The sequence below is a fragment of the Echinicola arenosa genome (assembly GCF_014841125.1).
In the GTDB taxonomy this organism is placed as follows: domain Bacteria; phylum Bacteroidota; class Bacteroidia; order Cytophagales; family Cyclobacteriaceae; genus Echinicola; species Echinicola arenosa.
On record NZ_JACYTQ010000006.1, the window covers coordinates 67790 to 85684 of the forward strand.

The window sequence follows — 17895 nt, forward strand, 5'->3', positions numbered from 1 at the left end:
TTGTGATTAAAGAGAAGAACACATATCGAATCATGATCAGCGGTGGTGGAACCGGAGGACATATTTATCCGGCCATTGCGATTGCTCATGCCTGGATGGAAAAGCATCCAGAGAGCGAGATTCTTTTTGTGGGAGCAGAAGGCAAAATGGAAATGCAGAAAGTACCGGAGGCTGGGTATGCGATAGAAGGTTTACCAGTGGCTGGTTTGCAAAGAAGGCTGACCTTAGAAAACCTAAGCTTTCCTTTTAAACTTTGGGACAGTATCAATAAGGCAAGAAAACTGATCAAACGTTTTCAACCACATGCTGTGGTTGGAGTGGGAGGATATGCAAGTGGTCCTTTATTGTATGTAGCGCAAAGAAAGGCCATTCCGACTTTGATCCAGGAGCAAAATTCCTATGCGGGATTGACCAATAAATTATTGGCGAAGAAGGCTAAGGCTTTTTGCGTTGCCTATGACGGGATGGAAAAGTTCTTTCCTGAAAATAGGATCCATTTTACGGGTAACCCTGTTCGCAAGGACATTTTGAACTTATCGGATAAAAAGGAAGCTGCATTGAAGCATTTTGGGCTTGATGATGATAAACCTGTGATATTGGTTTTGGGAGGGAGCTTAGGTGCAAGAACCATCAACCAAGCTGTCTTGGCTTCAATGGAATATTTTGAGGAGAAAGGATATCAATTGCTTTGGCAAACAGGGAGGTTTTACTTCGAGGAAATGGCTGATAAGGTAGAAAACTCAGGGTTGAAGTTTATACAAGCTCTGGAGTTTATCAAAGAAATGGATTTGGCCTATGCTGCGGCAGATATGGTGATTTCCAGGGCTGGAGCACTGTCAGTTTCTGAATTGAGCTTGGTCGGAAAGCCGGTGATTTTTGTTCCTTCCCCCAATGTGGCTGAGGATCATCAGACCAAAAATGCCATGGCTTGTGTCAACCAGGAGGCAGCCTTGATGTTAAAGGATAGTGAAGCGGTGGAAGGTTTGGCCAAGAAAGTGGATGAATTGATGAGTGATACTGATCTGCAGGATCGCTTAGGAAAAAATATAAAAAAGATGGGCAAGCCTAATGCTGCCCGTGAGATTGTAGAAGAATTGGAAGCTTTGATCAAATGAAGTGGGATAAGTTACATAGCGTTTATTTCTTAGGAATTGGTGGTATCGGGATGAGTGCCATTGCCAGGTGGTTTAATCATGTGGGAATTCCTGTATGTGGGTACGACCGAACACCTTCCCCATTGACTAAAAAGTTGGAAGAGGAAGGGATGCAAGTCACTTATGAAGACTCATTGAATACCATTCCTGAATCTGTTAAACACGATAAGGAAAATGTGTTGATCGTTTGGACACCAGCCATTCCCAAAGATAATGTGCAGTTGAATTTCTTTCAGGATAAACACTTTAACCTTAAGAAGAGATCTGAAGTTTTGGGGATGATTACGTCATCCATGTACACGGTCGGAGTAGCAGGGACGCATGGTAAGACAACCACTTCCTCTATGGTGGCCCATATGTTGAAGAGCGCAGGGAAGAACATTGCTGCATTTTTGGGAGGGCTTACCCAAAATTATGAGAGCAATTTGATTCTACATGATGAGGAAAATGAGGAGAAGCCAATCGTAGTTGTAGAGGCGGACGAGTTTGATCGATCTTTCTTGAGATTGCATCCCAATGTTGCTGTGGTGACAAGTGTGGATGCTGATCATTTGGATATCTACGGTGATGCTCAGGAACTTACCGTCAACTTTGAAAAGTACATTGATTTATTGCCTAAAGACGGTGTTTTATTTATTCAAAAAAATGCCCTGAAAAAGCTAAATAGGAATGATTTTGGCAGTTTGACCGTGCGTCAATATGGGTTGGGAGAAGGAGAGATCAGGGCAGAAAATGTCAAGGCCGGAATAGCCTCTTTTGAGTTTGATTATGTCAGCGAAGAGAAGTCGATTGAAGGGTTGATTTTGAGGGTTCCAGGTTTTCATAATGTTGAAAATGCCTTATCAGCAGTGTCCATCGCTTTGCATTTTGGCATAGCTGAGGAAGAGATCAGAAAGGGGCTTGAAAGTTTTAGAGGAGTCAAAAGAAGATTTGAAATCAAAAGGCAGGATTTGAAGGGAGTGTATATCGATGATTATGCCCATCATCCTGAAGAGATCAGGGCATTTTTGGGTTCGGTGAAAGCCATGTACCCCAATAAGAAACTGACAGCGATTTTTCAGCCTCATTTATTCACCAGGACTAGAGATTTTGCGGAAGGTTTTTCTGAAGCTCTTTCTTTGGCGGATGAAGTAATCCTTTTGGATATCTATCCAGCAAGGGAGTTGCCGATTGAGGGGGTGAATGCAGCGATGTTATTGGATGGAATTACTTCATCTGAAAAATCACTGCAAAGTAAGAATGATTTGCTGGGGTTTTTAGACCAAAAGCGGCCTGAAGTTTTAGTGACTTTAGGAGCAGGAGATATTGATAGACTTGTTGATCCAATAAATGATCTGATAGAGCAATGGGATTGAGAAACTTAAAAATAAAGCAATCATTTGTATTCACGGCACTTTTACTGGTGTTGGTGGTCTTCATTGGCTTCGTAGAAAAAAAAGGAGCTGAAAGGAGTTACCACAGCCTATCTGTGAAAGTAAAGGGGATTAGTGATGTTTATTTTGTAGAGGAGGATGAGATTTCCTCTATGCTCTTGAAAGAATTTCCAAGCCTATCAGATGGGAAGAGGTTGGAAAACATTGATTTAAGGAAGTTGGAAGAAAAAGTAGAAGGACACCCTTTTGTGAAGAATGCAGAGGTATATACTGATCTTAAGGGAGATGTGATGGTGACGGTGGATCAATATCGGCCGATTGCCAGGATCAGTAGGCCTTTGGCAGCCGATGGATATATATCATCCGAAGGTTTTATTTTACCTACTTCCGCCCATTATACTTCAAGGGTTTTGATCATTAATGGAGCATTAGCAGATGAACTGTTAGCTGCTAAGGATCTTACCAGTGATTATCAAGGCTTATTGGATCTGATTTACTTCATTGACAAAAGTGATTTCTGGAGCGCTCAGATAGCTTCTTTGGAGGTAGATAGAAAAGGAAATATTACGATGCACCAGCAAGTGGGCAGACAAGAAATAGAGTTTGGAAAGCCAGAGGACATTGCATCAAAGTTTGAAAAACTAAGTCTCTTTTATAAAGAGATCATACCCCAAAAAGGTTGGGATGCCTACACACGGGTAAATGTGAAATTTAAGGATCAAATCATTTGTGAATAATTGATATAGCTATGGAAACTGACAAATTAATCGTAGGACTGGACATTGGAACCACAAAAATTTGTGCCATCATAGGGCGCAAAAATGAGTTCGGAAAACTGGAGGTGCTCGGCATGGGCAAAGCAGTGTCTGACGGAGTAATCCGGGGCATCGTTACCAATATTGACAAAACCGTAAATGCTATCCAAAAAGCGGTAAATGAAGCTTCAGATATGGCCGAGGTTGATATTAGGGAAGTGATCGTTGGGATTGCCGGGCAACACATCCGAAGCTCAGTTCACCATGGAGTGATCATCCGAAATACCAAAGATGATGAAATCACCATTGAGGACGTACGCAGATTATCCAATGATATGGAGAACATTGTCGTGCCTCCTGGAAACACGATTATTCACGTAATGCCACAAGATTATACGGTAGATTATGAAGATGGTATCAAAGATCCAGTGGGCATGTCAGGAGCCCGTTTAGAGGCAGATTTCCATATCATCACTGCACAGACCACAGCTATCAATAATATCAACAGATGCGTAAAAAGAGCAGATCTTCAGTCCAAGGATTTGATTCTTGAGCCATTGGCCAGTTCGCTTTCAGTCCTTAGCGATTTGGACAAAGAAGCAGGCGTATGCTTGGTGGACATCGGTGGGGGTACTACGGATATAGCTATATTCTACGATAACATCATTCGCCACACGGCAGTGATTCCATTTGGCGGAAATATCATCACAGCTGATATCAAAGAAGGTTGCATGGTAATGCAAAACCAAGCGGAATTGCTAAAAACCAAATTTGGTAGAGCCATCGCTGAAGAAGCAAATCCTAATGAGATTGTTTCTATTCCTGGCCTAAGAAACAGGCCTCCAAAAGAAATTTCTATCAGAAACTTGGCTTACATCGTTGAAGCAAGAATGGAAGAAATCATCGAAATGGTGCAGTCAGAAATTGTAGCCAGCGGCCTTTATAAGAAACTAGCAGGAGGCATTGTCCTAACAGGCGGTGGCTCCCAGCTGCAAGGTGTAGGCCAATTGTTTGAGTATATGACGGGGCTGGATACACGAATTGGTTACCCTAATGAGCACTTGGGCAAATCAAAGATTGAAGAAGTGAAAAGTCCTATGTATGCAACCACTGTTGGTTTAGTGTTAGCTGGCTTCAAAGCTTTGGATGACAGGGAGGACTATTACCGTCAGCGTCAGTCCGTGCCAGTAGAGGCAAAGAATGACCGAAACAGAATGGAGATGCCCGGCAAGGACATTTTTGGTAGCATCAGAAGAAGACTGAAAGACTTCATCACGGATGATATCGGAGATGAGGGCAACTACTGATCAGTGAAACAGAGATTTAGAAAGATTTAGAAATAACAATTCACCAAAAATTGAGGAAAAAATGTCAGATATCATGAAAGATTACAAATTTGATATTCCTAAAAATCACAAGTCTATCATCAAGGTGATAGGTGTGGGAGGAGGTGGTTCCAATGCGGTGAACCACATGTTTAGCCAAGGAATAAAAGATGTGGAGTTTGTTGTAGTTAACACAGACTCGCAGGCATTGAAGAGCAGTCCGGTTCCTTTGAAGCTTCAGATTGGAGCTCACCTTACAGAAGGTTTGGGAGCTGGAGCCAATCCTGAAAAGGGAAGGAATGCTGCTTTGGAAAGCAAAGAAGAAATCAGGGAGTTACTTTCTGATAATACCAAGATGGTATTTATCACTGCCGGTATGGGTGGTGGCACCGGGACGGGTGCGGCCCCAGTGATTGCCAAGATTGCCAAGGATATGGACATACTTACAGTGGGTATTGTCACTGCACCGTTTATTTTTGAAGGCCGTAAAAAAACCGGAGCAGCCCAAAGAGGTATTGAAGAATTAAGAGCCAACTGCGATACCGTCTTGGTCATTCTCAATGACAAGTTGAGAGAGGTTTATGGCAACTTGCCTATCCGTTCTGCTTTTGGAAAAGCGGATAATGTGCTGAGTACAGCGGCAAAGTCAATTGCGGAAATCATCACTGTTCATCAGGATGTGAACGTCGACTTTGAAGATGTGAAGACCGTGATGAAAGATGCCGGAGCTGCCGTGATGGGTTCTGCTACTGAAGAGATGGAAGGCAGAGCGATCAAGGCTGCAGAGAAAGCTATAGCTTCACCATTGTTAAACAATGTGGATATTAAGGGCGCTGAGAAGATCCTATTGTCCATCATGTCAGGTGAAGAAGAGGAGCTTTCTATGGATGAATTGAGTGAAATCACGGAATACATTCAGGAACGTGCAGGAGATGATGCGGAAGTAATCTTTGGTCAAGGTATCGACCCTGATTTGAAAAAGGCAATCCGAGTTACTGTGATTGCAACAGGTTTTCAGACTGGTGCTCTGACAAAAGATGAAGCTGACAAAGCCAAGAAAATAGAGCAGGAAAAAGAAGAAAATTCGAAAAAAGTAATTGATTTGGATTCAGGTAAAACAACCAAAGTAGAAGAGGATAGTCCTGCATCCTCTGGTCAGACCTTTACTTTTACGATCAAGCAGCCTACACCATCTAACAATGGTAACAATTATGAAGAAACTAATTCTTCATCTGCTAAACCAATGCCAAGCCAGAGCCACGTGGATACTGAAGAGGATTATAATTATCCGACTCCAACATCACAAGATGATGAGTTTGAGTTTGTACCTGCAAGTCCTTCTCCAGAAAGAAAAGTGACTCCATTGTATGACGAGGAACCTAAGGCTGAGCAGCGCAATAGCATGCCACGTGAGGAAGAGAGCAATGCTGGTGCAGCTTACAATAATGATTACTATGAGCAAATCAAGCAAAAGGCCATGCAACGCGCACATGAGCGCTTTGAAAGGTTAAAAAACCTAAGGGCAGCCAATCAAACTCCCGAGGAGTTCAAAGAAAAGCTTGATAAGCCTGCTTATTTAAGGAAAAATGTAAAACTCCAGGATGTGCAACACAGTTCGGAAACCAATTTGTCCAAGTTTAATTTAAATGATGACAATGAGATTCTGGGCAATAACCGGTTTTTACATGACAATGTTGATTAAAAATTAATCAACATTTCTGCCTGGGTTTTCAAAAGGTCTATGTAAAACTTGTTGGTGAGCAAGTTATTAGACATGTTTTCCTCAATTTTGGCAAGTTTTGGCTTATTGGCCAGAACATGCATGCCCAGGTAGTGGAATATGTCGGTAAGGTGGCTCAATGCGATGCCACCTCCGCCTATTCCTGATGAAATCCCCACCACAGCACATTTTTTATTCCTAAATGTATTGGGATAGGTCATGCCATCAATAAACGATTTTAATATCCCAGGAAAAGAGCCATTGTATTCCGGTACGATAAAAACAAATTTATTTCCTGCCTTAATACGGTCATGCAACTCGTTGTAGACTTCATTTTGGCCATTGTTTTCATAAAGGGCTGTAAAGACAAAATCATTGGGCAGTTCCCTCAGGTCAATTAATTCATTTTGGGCTCCCATTTCCGTCAGTATATCTTGGTATAACTGGGCTATGGTTTTGGAAACTGCATTTTTTCTATTGGTACCTACTATTATTTTTATCATGAATGAATCTACTTATACTTGCAAAACTGCTCCTTAATATACAATATCGTAAGTCATAAAGTTTCTTAAGAAGTCTCAGAAAAATTATTATCCCTTTCAAAATAAGAGCGAAGATTATCCATAACCAAATAAAAATGATAAAAGACATGCCCAATCCCTATCTTGAACAAATTGAAGAAGCTGTAAGCTATATCAACCAACAGGTAAAAGATGTACCCCAAGTGGGCATAATTTTAGGTACTGGATTAGGACAATTGATAGAGCATATCAAGATAGATCAAGAGATTCCATATGCCAAAATACCTCATTTTCCTATTTCTACGGTGGAAACTCACAGTGGAGAGTTGGTCTTCGGAAAATTGTCTGGAATTAACGTAGTGGCGATGAAGGGGAGGTTTCATTATTATGAAGGTTATCATATGAAAGAAGTAACCTTTCCTGTTAGGGTAATGAAACGATTGGGAATCAGGCAGCTAATCGTCTCCAACGCAGCAGGAGGACTTGATCCAGCATTTGAAATAGGTGATGTAATGGTTATCAATGATCATATTGACCTATTTCCGGAAAACCCATTGAGGGGTAAAAATTTGGATGGGTTTGGAGTGAGATTTCCGGATATGAGTGAGCCTTATGCATTGGAGCTAATAGATAAAGCTATAAAAGTAGCCGATCAAAAAGGAATTAGAATACATCAAGGAGTATATGTTGGTGTTCAAGGTCCCAACCTTGAGACGAGAGCTGAATACCGATACCTGAGGACTATTGGGGCGGATGCAGTGGGGATGAGTACTGTGCCAGAAGTGATAGTTGCGCGGCAAATGGGTTTGCCGGTTTTTGCCTTGTCGGCCATTACAGATTTATGTTCACCAGGTAAGATCAAGAAGATTTCCATCCAAGAAGTGATTGCGGCAGCAGCCATTGCTGAACCAAAAATGACTGCGATAATAAAAGATTTGGTTTCTGAAATGTGAATAAAACGGTTTTTTTCTGCCTTTTTTTAAGGTAGTATATTGGCTTTGGATTATAATAATCACTTGGTTTTTTGTAAGTTCAAGTATGGCAACTTACAGAGTAAAAATATTAGAGAAAGAAAAGGTTACACATGATGTGAGCCGTTACAAGTTGGAGAAGCCTCATGGGTATGATTTTCAACCCGGCCAAGCTACAGAGGTGAGTTTGCTAAAAGCAGGGTGGGAAGCTGAAAAGCGTCCTTTTACTTTTACTAGTTTACCGTCAGATGATTATTTGGAGTTTATCATCAAATCCTATAAAGGTCATCAGGGGGTGACCAAAAGGTTAGGCGAAGCTGAAGTAGGAGATGAGTTGGAAATAGGAGATCCTTGGGGAACAATATCCTTTCAAGGAGAAGGGGTCTTTATAGCTGGTGGAGCAGGTATTACTCCTTTTATAGCCATTTTAAGGCAGCTTCGCAAAAAGAATAAGGTTGGTACTAGCAAGTTGATTTTTGCTAATAAAACCAATGACGATATCATTCTATACGAAGAGCTGAAGACAATATTGGGTCATAAATTTATCAATATCATCGCGAAGCAAAAGGATACAGCTTATGATAAGGGAATGATTGATAAGGCTTATTTAAAATCCAAAATTGGAGATTTTGAGCACCAACATTTTTATGTATGTGGGCCTCCTGGATTTATCAAAGCAGTCAACGGTGGATTGAAGGAACTGGGAGCCAATCCTTCCACATTAGTTTTTGAGCAATAATTATTTTAAGCTTCTATAAAAGTAAAAATAGGCGATAAATACGTTGATCGCCTATTTTCCTTGGATCATTTCATTTCCATATAGTCTAAAGTTAGGTAACTGAGGGCCCTTACTCCCAGCAAAAGCCCTGATTCATCAATAAAAAAATCAGGTGTATGGTGTGCAGCCACATCTGCAGGATCTTCCCCTTTGGACATTCCTCCCAAAAAGATAAATAGGCCTGGGGCTTCCATTTGGAAGTAGCTAAAGTCTTCTGCTCCAGTGATAGGGTCATGGTAAATTAGGTTTTCTGCACCGGCCACTAGTTGCAATGTAGGAACCATTTTTTCAGTTAGATCAGAATCATTTATTGTAGCCGGATATATTTTATCAATGACCACATCCACATTTGCTCCGGCAGCTTCTCCTGTATTGGTGGCGATTTCATGTATTCTTTTATGGATCAAGCTTTGTTGCTTAGTACCGTAAGTTCTGATTGTTCCTAGCATTTCCACTTTTTCGGGGATGATATTTTGACGGACACCTCCATGAATACTTCCTATGGTGACTATAGCGGGATTCTCTGTGATATTGACATTTCTACTGATAATGGTTTGAAGAGCATTGACAATTTGAGCGGAAGTGACAATAGGATCAACCGATGACCAGGGGTAGGCACCATGAGCCTGGCGGCCATTCACGGTTAGTTTCAGGTTGTCCACTGCAGCCATGGCTGGGCCGGATCTGTATTTGATTTTTCCTACTTCAGTTTGTGAGTTGATATGCAAACCGAAAATGGCATCTACACCTTCCATTACCCCTTCTTCAACCATTTGTTTGGCTCCCCATGAATCCACGCCTTCTTCAAAAACACCTTCTTCCGATGGCTGAAAAATGAATTTCACATTTCCATGGATTTCGCCTTTCATCCCTGCCAAAACTTCGGCAACCCCCATCAATATGGCTACATGGGTGTCATGTCCACAGGCATGCATAATACCGATTTCCTGGCCATTATAGACCGTTGTTTTCGTCGATTTAAACGGAAGATCATTACGCTCAGTGACTGGTAAAGCATCCATGTCAGCCCTTAATGCTACTGTCGGACCATCATGGCCACCTTTCAATAAACCGACTACACCAGTAACTGCCACTTGTTCCTGGACTTCGATTCCCAAGCTTCTCAGGTGGGCGGCAATTAGCTTTGCCGTTCTGGTTTCATGGTTGCCCAATTCAGGATTTTGATGGATATCCCTTCTCCACTTGATTACTTTGGATTTGATGGCTAATGACCGATCATCTATGTCTTTGTGTAAAGTGGTTTGCGCAAAACTTGCCGAACTGAAGAGGGCTATAAGGAAGATTAAATAGTTCTTAAACATTATTTTCATGGTTGGCTGTAATTAAAATTAGCAAAAGATTGGAGGCTTTAAAATACCCATTGAATAAGTTTTTAGTTTTAAATTGTTTTTTTACTCCAAAAAAAGGCACAATTTGGGAGAGATTTCTGCATTGTGTATCCAACCTAAACTAATCAACATGAATTTAAAAGGACAAACAGCCGTTATAACAGGAGTAAGCAAAGGGATAGGTTTGGAGGTCGTTCTTCAATTATTGGAAAAGGGAGTTGTCGTTGCGGGATGGGGGAGAAACCGGCCTGATTTGAACCATGATAACTTTCATTTTTTTAGCTGTGATGTTGCTAATGAAGCATCTGTCGATGAGGCTTACAAAAGTACGGTTAAGGAATTAGGAGAAGATATAAGGATTTTGATCAATAATGCTGGTTTTGGGGTGGTTGGGGCGATCGATGAAATGTCGAGTGAGGATTGGAAATCAATGTTTGATGTGAACGTGCATGGGATATTTTATGTCACCAAAAGGGTGGTTCCCAATATGAAGGCCCAAGATGAGGGGCATATTTTGAATGTAGCCTCTATTGCAGGGTTAAATGGAGTGGCTAATTTTGCAGGTTACTGTGGCACCAAGCATGCGGTCAAAGGGATTTCTCATGCTTTGTATATGGAGTTGAGAGAATTTGGTATAAAAGTATCTACCATCTATCCTGGTTCTGTAAAAACCAATTTCTTTGATAACATCGAAGGAATGAATGCACATGAAAATATGATGCGCCCAGAAGATGTGGCTACCACGATGGTGCAAACCTTGGAAACCCATCACAATTATTTTGTAGCAGATGTGGAGTGCAGGCCTCTTCGCCCAAAAGGAAAGCAATAGTATGTCTCTTGAAGTAAAACAGCTCAGCAAAAACTATAAAGATCAAAAAGCGCTGGACGGTGTGAGTTTTTCAGCTTCTTCAGGTCAGATTTTAGGTTTTTTAGGACCTAATGGAGCGGGGAAGTCCACAACTATGAAAATTGCAGCAGGTTACCTACTGCCTGATCATGGAGATGTTTTGGTTAATGGGATTTCTGTGATTGAACATCCTCAACACGTGAGTAGGCAAATTGGGTACTTACCTGAACACAACCCTCTTTACTTGGAGATGTATATAAAGGAATTCCTGACATTTATGGCTGGGATTTATGGTGTAAAAGGAGTTATGGCCAAAAGAAGAGTGCAAGAGGTAATTGCATCATGTGGTCTGGAGACAGAAAAGCATAAAAAGATTGGGGCGCTTTCCAAAGGCTACCGTCAAAGAGTGGGCTTGGCAAAAGCTTTGGTCCATGATCCAAATGTAATTATCCTAGATGAGCCCACAACGGGTTTAGATCCCAATCAATTGGTCGAAATCCGTAAATTAATCAAGTCTATTAGCTTAGAGAAAACCTTAATCCTTAGTACCCATATTATGCAAGAAGTAGAAGCAATGTGTGATAGGGTAGTGATCATTCATCAGGGAAAGGTCATGGTACAAGATTCATTGGAGAACCTTAAGTCGAGCAATGGCCAAGTATCCATTTATCTCGAGACACAGGAAAACCTGGAGACTGATTGGTTTACCAGCTTGCAAGGTGTCAATGAGGTGAGGGTATTGGCAGTAGGTTCTATTCAATTGTTGACCAATGAGCCAACTTCTTTGAGGAAAAATATACTGGAAGTAATAAATGAAAAACAACTATCCTTATTAAGTCTCCGTCAGGAGGAGAGGAATCTTGAAACTATTTTTCACCAATTAACGAGTGCTGCGGTATGATGAGTTTGGTGTGGAAGGAGGTCAATTCCTTTTTTAATAATCTGACGGGATATTTAATTATTTCTGTTTTTTTGGTTGCATTGGGTTTGTTGGTTTGGGTGTTTCCTGAAACCAGTGTTTTACAATATGGCTTTGCTGATTTAGAAGCATTGTTTGTTTATACTCCATATGTATTTGTCTTTATGGTTCCAGCTATTACGATGCGGATGATAGCTGAAGAAAAGAGGAGTGGTACTTGGGAGTTGCTGATGACCTCCCCACTAAAGCCTTATCAGATTGTATTGGCAAAGTACTTGGCGGGGGTGCTGGTGGTTGTTTTAGCTTTACTGCCTACCTTGATTTACTATTATAGCATTTACCAATTGGGAGCTCCGAAGGGCAATATAGACAGTGCAGGATTTATTGGTTCTTTTTTTGGGATGATTTTGATAGGGGCTGTATTTGCAGCTATTGGCCTTTTTAGTTCTTCTCTGACAGATAATCAAATTACCGCATTTGTAATTGGTGCATTTATTAGTTTTGCCTTGTATTTTGGATTTACAGCTTTGGTCAGCTTAATGCAAATGAGCAGCATGGCTATCTTTTTGGAAGACCTCAGCCTGAATTATCATTATGAAAGTATGAGTAGGGGTGTAATTGCTTCTGGTGACCTGTTTTTCTTTTTTGGGCTTATTGCCAGTTTAATTATCCTCACCACATTAATGATTAAAAAGCAATGAGCCAAAGAGGAAAACATATTGACCAAGTAGTAAAGAGGAAGTTACTGCTGTCAGTTGGAGCTATATTAATTGTTATTGTAGGGCTTGTTTTGCTGAATAGCATGCTGTCTTTTAGGCTTGACCTTACGGAGGAAAAGAGATTCTCCCTACATGAAGCTACTAAAAATGTACTGGCCAATCTGGAAGAGCCCCTAGAGGTGGATATTTTGCTAACAGGAAACCTGCCGGGAGGAATGAGGCGTTTTCAAAAAAATATTGAAGAGACCCTTGAAACCTTTAATGCATACAGTAGTAAAAAAATTTCCATTAGGTATTTTGACCCTTTGGAAATTAAAGTTGAGAATGAGCAGGAAGAATATATTTTGTATTTGGCAGAATTTGGGATTAATCCTACTAATCTTTTTGCCAATAATAATGGAAGCCAAACTTCCCGTTTGATTTTTCCGGGAGTAGTGATTCGGAATGCAGAGTACGAAACGGGAGGTTTGTTGCTGAAAGGAGAAAATGGAATGTCTCCAGAACAGATTTTAAACCTATCTATTGAAAACCTGGAATATGAGCTAATCAGCATGATCGAGAAGCTGGTCAGTGCTGATAAGCAAGCTATAGCCATGATCACCAACCATGGAGAGCTACAGGATGATGAAGGGTATGGGATTGTCGAGGCATTGTCAGCAGAATATGAGGTGTACAAAGTTCCTTTGGAGCAAGCAAAGACTGTGGATGACCTTATGGTATTTGATGCGATAATTATCGCCGGTCCTAAAGCGAATTTCAAGGAGAGAGAAATTTACCTTATGGATCAATATGTGATGAGAGGAGGGAATGTGCTCTTTTGTATTGATCCTTTGGCTGTTGATATGGAAAATGCCGGAGGAGAAGGAACGGTGGCATTAGCTTATGAAACGGGGTTGGATCAGCTACTTTTTAAGTATGGTGTTAGGATCAATAAAGACCTTATACAAGATATGAATTTTGGCTACTATCCAGTTGTGGCAGGAGATTTTGGTAATCAACCGCAAATCACGCCTTTACCATGGCCGTTTTATGTGATCGCAACGAATATGAGTGATCATGTGATCACTAAAGGCTTGGATCAGATGAAATTTAGGTTTGTCAGCTCTTTGGATACAGTTAAAGCAGAAGGTGTAAGAAAAACCCCATTGGTGTTCAGTGGAGATTATAGCCGAACACTGGCTCAGCCTGTAAACGTTGCTTTTAAAGATATGATGCAGGAGCCTGATATTTCTCTATTTAGCCAAAAGTATTTGCCTCTTGTGTATTTGTTGGAAGGGAATTTTACTTCTTACTTTAAGAACAGGTTTTTGCCTGAAGAATTTAAGGGTGACGGAAAATTCACCGACTCAGGATCGGGGAATGTAGTAGTAGTCGGAGATGGCGATTGGATACAGGGAGTAAGAAATGTCCAGACAGGGGAGCCACTAGCTATTGGTATAGATCCATTTTCGGATGTAAGCGTTTCCAATAAAGTGTTCCTTGAAAATACGCTGAAGTATCTTTTGGATCCCAATGGAATCATGGTTACAAGAAGCAAAGAATTGAAAATTCGGCCTTTGAACAAAAAGCTTGTCGAAGAGGAGAAATTAAAGTGGCAGTTGATTAATATCGCCTTGCCCATTGTTTTGATTATGATGCTAGGGTCTGTGAAAGTTTATTGGAGAAAACGTAAATTTGGAAGCAAAAATTAAAGGAAATTTAAGAGAATTTATTGGGAGCAATTTTTTTGAGTAGAAATTCTGTAGGCTTACCTGCTTTTATGATTTTATTTATAAATTTACCCTGTTGAAAACTAATTGGAATAATAGCCTAGGATCAATGTGCTGAAATTGAGTGTTTATTGAAATAATGTCATATTTAGCCTTGTCCTTAAATAACTAAATCATATTCACATGAAATTTATTGTTTCTTCTTCTGCTCTTTTGAAGCAACTTTCCGGAATCAATGGAGTGGTGACTACCAATCCGGTCGTGCCGATATTAGAAAACTTTCTTTTTGAAATAAAGGAAAGTAAGTTAACCATTACGGCTTCCGACCTACAGACCTCCATGATGACTGAGATAGATGTTGAGGCTAAAGAAGATGGAAATATTGCCGTTCCAGCAAAGATTCTTATCGAGACCCTGAAAAATCTTCCAGAGCAGCCGGTAACTTTCAGTATCGATCATGATACCTACAGTGTGGAAATCAGCTCTGATAATGGTCGATACAAATTGGCTGGTGAGAATGCTACAGATTTTCCAAAAATTCCTTCAGTAAGCAATGCTACAGCTGTGGATATGTCAACTGAAGTACTTAGTAGCGCCATCAACAATACCATTTTTGCGACAAGTAATGATGAGCTTCGTCCTGCGATGACAGGTGTTTATGTGAATTTGAGCACAACTAATACAACATTTGTAGCCACTGATGGACACCGGTTAATCCGATACAGGAGAGTAGATATTGCGGCTCAGGATGCTGCAAGTATTATTATTCCTAGAAAGGCACTTAACCTTTTGAAGTCAACACTTCCGGCAGAGAATGTTCCTGTGACGGTCGAATTCAATAATTCCAATGCTTATTTCAAGTTTGGTAATATCCAGATGATCTGTCGTTTGATCGATGAACGGTTCCCTGATTATGAAAATGTAATTCCGGTGGACAACGACAATGATATGACCATCGATAGAGTAGAGTTTTTAAGCTCATTGAAAAGGATTGCCATTTACGCAAATAAAACTACTCACCAAGTAAGGTTAAAACTTACTGGAAGTGAGCTTCAGATTTCTGCTGAAGATCTGGATTTCTCTAACGAGGCTAATGAAAGACTTTCTTGTGAGCATGAAGGAGAGGATATCGAGATTGGTTTCAATGCAAAGTTCTTGGTAGAGATGTTGAATAACATTTCAGCCAAGCAAGTGACCTTAAAATTTAGTGCACCTAACAGAGCTGGTTTGATCGTGCCTAGTGATAAGGGAGATAATGAAGATATTTTGATGTTGGTGATGCCAGTTATGTTAAATAATTACGTTTAATCGTAAACAAGTATATACTAAAAAGCCAGCCTAAATTTAATTTAGACTGGCTTTTGTATTTTATGTAGTTTTACTCAGTGATTACCTCACCTATGTTTTCCATTAGGATATTCTTCAATAATTTAAATGGCGCTTGATTACCTGAGGTACAGGTGATTTCTTCCGTGGATTTGTCAATGTATATGAGGTAATCTAATGTCAAGTTCTCATTGTTTTTAAGAGTACATTCAATTTCATAGACTTGGTCATTGTCAGTGGTCACCAGGTATGTTCCACTTAATCCAGTGACAGATTGGTCGTTTTTATTTACCTGCTCTAGCAAAACTTTACCCTCACTTAATAAGGTGAATGAGTGGTCAATAGGTGGGGTTTTGATTTTTTGGCCATTGATGATCAGGTCTTTTCCATCTTGGTCTTTGACAACCGATTCAGTCTGGGTTCCCATAAAATTGCCTATGAAATAAGGCGTACTTTCCATTTTGGTCAAGGAATCTTGACCAGCTAGCGATTCAGTAAGGGTTTTAAGTAAAGACTTCAGTTTTTGATTAATACCGTAATTTACCTCAAGTTGGTTAGTTGTTTCATTAAGCTCGGTTTTCAAACTGTCTTGGCTTTTTTTTAACTCCAATATTTGATGATCTAATGAATTTAAGTCTTGTAGTAAACCGTCCTTTTCATAACCCAGCTTTCGTTTGTCTGACTCAAGATTTTCAATTCTTTGTTTTAATAGTGTCATTTCATTCTTCAGTGATGAAATTTCTTGAACATGTTGCTGATAAGCATCCTCCAAGTCTTTCTTTTTAGAAGGCATTTCTTGAGCTATCAACGGATAGATATTAAGTAACATAAGCCCTATTATTAGGGGGGGTAATTTGATAAAAGAGTTCATATACATTTTGATTTTATGATTTTGAAAAGTCCTATGATTACTCCATTTGGGATATAGTGTTTCATTATTTGGATTGTTCATTTATGAAATGATGTCACTTGTTAGTTTTATGAATATAGTTAAAAAATAAATTTTTATGCAAGTCAAGAAATATGTTTTTAATTACCTGTGTATAGTAGAAAATGTTAGGGGTCTTGAATTGATCAAATGTTTAATATGACTATTCGCAATGTTGCACGTAGCTATATTTTCTTTGGTTTATGCTTTTATGATTCTGTCCTTTTCCATTGATGAAAAGGACCAAATCCCGATAGCTATCGGGACTAGGCCAGTGGTGCGGCATTTAAATTGGGTATACCGATTTATCTTTAATATAGGAATCCTTCATCCCAATTTAATTTTAAGAAAACTGTTCCGGCCTAAAAATGAGCGGATCTCGCTGTTCCACGACGCGAGCTAGCTCATTTTCTTAACAGCCTGCCCATTTTCCTTAAAACCTGCCCCACCAAGGGCCATCCTTACTTTTCGATACCATATTATGCCTATAAACAAGTACGTGCAAAATTACGGATGCACATAATGTTTAATAACTTAATGTTAACTATTGATAAATTATTAATGTACTGTAATACAAGTTGTTAAAAAACTTAACATTGAAAAACGAGCCAATGCTTTGACTCTATGTTAACTAATTGTTAATTTAATAACATAAAATTAACATAGAAAGGAGGGTAGGTTGAAAAGGGTATTAATTATACTGATAGCATTGATTTTGGTGATATACCAAGGTATGTCACAGGATTGGTCTGAAGGCCAGTCTGTTTTTGAAAGTGATGCGGAGAAAGAATTATTGTTAAGCCAGGCACAGCCAATTGATCTTTTAAAAGCCTTGCACGCAAAGGATGAGGTGGATATGAAGCAGTTTGAAAAATTGACTGAAAAGCTGGATAAGAAAGCCGATAAAAAACATTTTGTTGAATGGTTTGTTGGGGAGGTTTTTCATAAGTCCCATCAATATGTTTTAAAAAACTATCATCGTCACAGCACATTCAACGAGACCTTGGAAAGAGGGGCATATGATTGTGTCAGTGGTTCAGCAGTATTAGGACTTTTACTTGATAGGTATGGTTTCGATTTTGAGATAATAGAGACGGATTTTCATGTATTTGTTCTGGTTCATGATAATGATAAAACTTATGTTTTAGAAAGTACTGAGCCGCTTTCTGGCTTTATAAAAGATCAAGATGAGGTAAAGGATTACATTGCAGTTTTTATGCCGAGAAAGCAAAACCAGTCAAAAAGAGATCGATCAGAGTTGGCTGGACTCTCAGATAGGGCTGGTGAAGAAAATACCATCTATTCCTCTATTTCTTTAAAAGAACTAGCTGGGCTTCAATATTACAATGATGCTATTCTTCATTTCAATGAAGGTCAACAGGGAACTGCATTAAAGCAACTAAAAAAGGCAAAAGGTATTTATCCCAGTGATAGGGTAAACGCTTTTGACCAATACCTCTCTCAACTAGAGAGTGAAAGCAAGAAATTAGCGAGGAGATGA

Annotated in this window: 16 protein-coding genes; 13 read left to right on the forward strand and 3 right to left on the reverse strand. The window is 39.8% G+C overall.

The features are described 5' to 3' along the window. Window positions 1–32: 32 nt before the first annotated feature. The 5 genes from murG to ftsZ all read left to right on the forward strand — a co-directional run bounded on the left by murG (window position 33) and on the right by ftsZ (window position 6309). A complete protein-coding gene (murG, locus tag IFO69_RS15755) occupies window positions 33–1115 on the forward strand; it encodes an undecaprenyldiphospho-muramoylpentapeptide beta-N-acetylglucosaminyltransferase (RefSeq protein ID WP_225444177.1) in 1083 nt (360 codons plus the stop codon). Beyond that, complete coding sequence (murC, locus tag IFO69_RS15760) at window positions 1112–2509, forward strand: UDP-N-acetylmuramate--L-alanine ligase (protein ID WP_192011097.1); 1398 nt, start codon at window positions 1112–1114, stop codon at window positions 2507–2509. The genes murG and murC overlap by 4 nt, the downstream gene beginning before the upstream one ends. Next, on the forward strand, window positions 2500–3264 hold the full coding sequence (locus IFO69_RS15765) for a cell division protein FtsQ/DivIB (protein ID WP_192011098.1): 765 nt from the start codon (window positions 2500–2502) through the stop codon (window positions 3262–3264). Before murC ends, IFO69_RS15765 begins: the two co-directional genes overlap by 10 nt. A gap of 11 nt (window positions 3265–3275) precedes the next feature. Further along, window positions 3276–4589: a cell division protein FtsA gene (gene ftsA / locus IFO69_RS15770; RefSeq protein ID WP_192011099.1), complete on the forward strand. Its 1314-nt coding sequence runs from the start codon at window positions 3276–3278 to the stop codon at window positions 4587–4589. A 73-nt stretch (window positions 4590–4662) separates the two neighbouring features. Beyond that, window positions 4663–6309, forward strand: a complete 1647-nt coding sequence (gene ftsZ, locus IFO69_RS15775; protein ID WP_192011100.1) for a cell division protein FtsZ — start codon at window positions 4663–4665, stop codon at window positions 6307–6309. On the opposite strand, the gene IFO69_RS15780 is transcribed toward ftsZ, so the two are convergent. Then, window positions 6306–6830, reverse strand: a complete 525-nt coding sequence (locus IFO69_RS15780) for an NADPH-dependent FMN reductase (protein ID WP_192011101.1) — start codon at window positions 6828–6830, stop codon at window positions 6306–6308. The two genes, ftsZ and IFO69_RS15780, sit on opposite strands and share 4 nt — an antisense overlap. Before the next feature lie 134 nt (window positions 6831–6964). Here IFO69_RS15780 and IFO69_RS15785 point away from each other — a divergent pair, with 134 nt between their 5' ends. Continuing rightward, window positions 6965–7801: a purine-nucleoside phosphorylase gene (locus IFO69_RS15785; RefSeq protein ID WP_192011102.1), complete on the forward strand. Its 837-nt coding sequence runs from the start codon at window positions 6965–6967 to the stop codon at window positions 7799–7801. 85 nt (window positions 7802–7886) lie between these two features. Further along, window positions 7887–8558, forward strand: a complete 672-nt coding sequence (locus tag IFO69_RS15790) for an FAD-binding oxidoreductase (RefSeq protein ID WP_192011103.1) — start codon at window positions 7887–7889, stop codon at window positions 8556–8558. A gap of 65 nt (window positions 8559–8623) precedes the next feature. Here the strand turns inward: IFO69_RS15790 and IFO69_RS15795 are convergent, their stop codons facing one another. After that, complete coding sequence (locus tag IFO69_RS15795; protein WP_225444178.1) at window positions 8624–9919, reverse strand: amidohydrolase; 1296 nt, start codon at window positions 9917–9919, stop codon at window positions 8624–8626. A gap of 157 nt (window positions 9920–10076) precedes the next feature. Between IFO69_RS15795 and IFO69_RS15800 the strand changes: the two genes are divergently transcribed. From IFO69_RS15800 to dnaN, 5 genes are all read left to right on the forward strand, one after another. Then, window positions 10077–10775, forward strand: a complete 699-nt coding sequence (locus IFO69_RS15800) for an SDR family oxidoreductase (RefSeq protein WP_192011105.1) — start codon at window positions 10077–10079, stop codon at window positions 10773–10775. Window position 10776: 1 nt separating this feature from the next. Beyond that, window positions 10777–11694, forward strand: a complete 918-nt coding sequence (gldA, locus tag IFO69_RS15805; RefSeq protein ID WP_192011106.1) for a gliding motility-associated ABC transporter ATP-binding subunit GldA — start codon at window positions 10777–10779, stop codon at window positions 11692–11694. Then, complete coding sequence (gene gldF / locus IFO69_RS15810) at window positions 11691–12413, forward strand: gliding motility-associated ABC transporter permease subunit GldF (protein ID WP_192011107.1); 723 nt, start codon at window positions 11691–11693, stop codon at window positions 12411–12413. Before gldA ends, gldF begins: the two co-directional genes overlap by 4 nt. Then, window positions 12410–14122: a gliding motility-associated ABC transporter substrate-binding protein GldG gene (gene gldG, locus IFO69_RS15815; protein WP_192011108.1), complete on the forward strand. Its 1713-nt coding sequence runs from the start codon at window positions 12410–12412 to the stop codon at window positions 14120–14122. The genes gldF and gldG overlap by 4 nt, the downstream gene beginning before the upstream one ends. Before the next feature lie 201 nt (window positions 14123–14323). Further along, entirely contained in the window at window positions 14324–15448 is a 1125-nt protein-coding gene (gene dnaN / locus IFO69_RS15820; RefSeq protein ID WP_192011109.1) for a DNA polymerase III subunit beta, read from the forward strand. A gap of 70 nt (window positions 15449–15518) precedes the next feature. On the opposite strand, the gene IFO69_RS15825 is transcribed toward dnaN, so the two are convergent. Further along, a complete protein-coding gene (locus IFO69_RS15825; protein ID WP_192011110.1) occupies window positions 15519–16295 on the reverse strand; it encodes a coiled-coil domain-containing protein in 777 nt (258 codons plus the stop codon). Between the two features lie 778 nt (window positions 16296–17073). On the opposite strand from IFO69_RS15825, the gene IFO69_RS15830 reads away from it, so the two are divergent. Further along, complete coding sequence (locus IFO69_RS15830) at window positions 17074–17895, forward strand: hypothetical protein (protein ID WP_192011111.1); 822 nt, start codon at window positions 17074–17076, stop codon at window positions 17893–17895.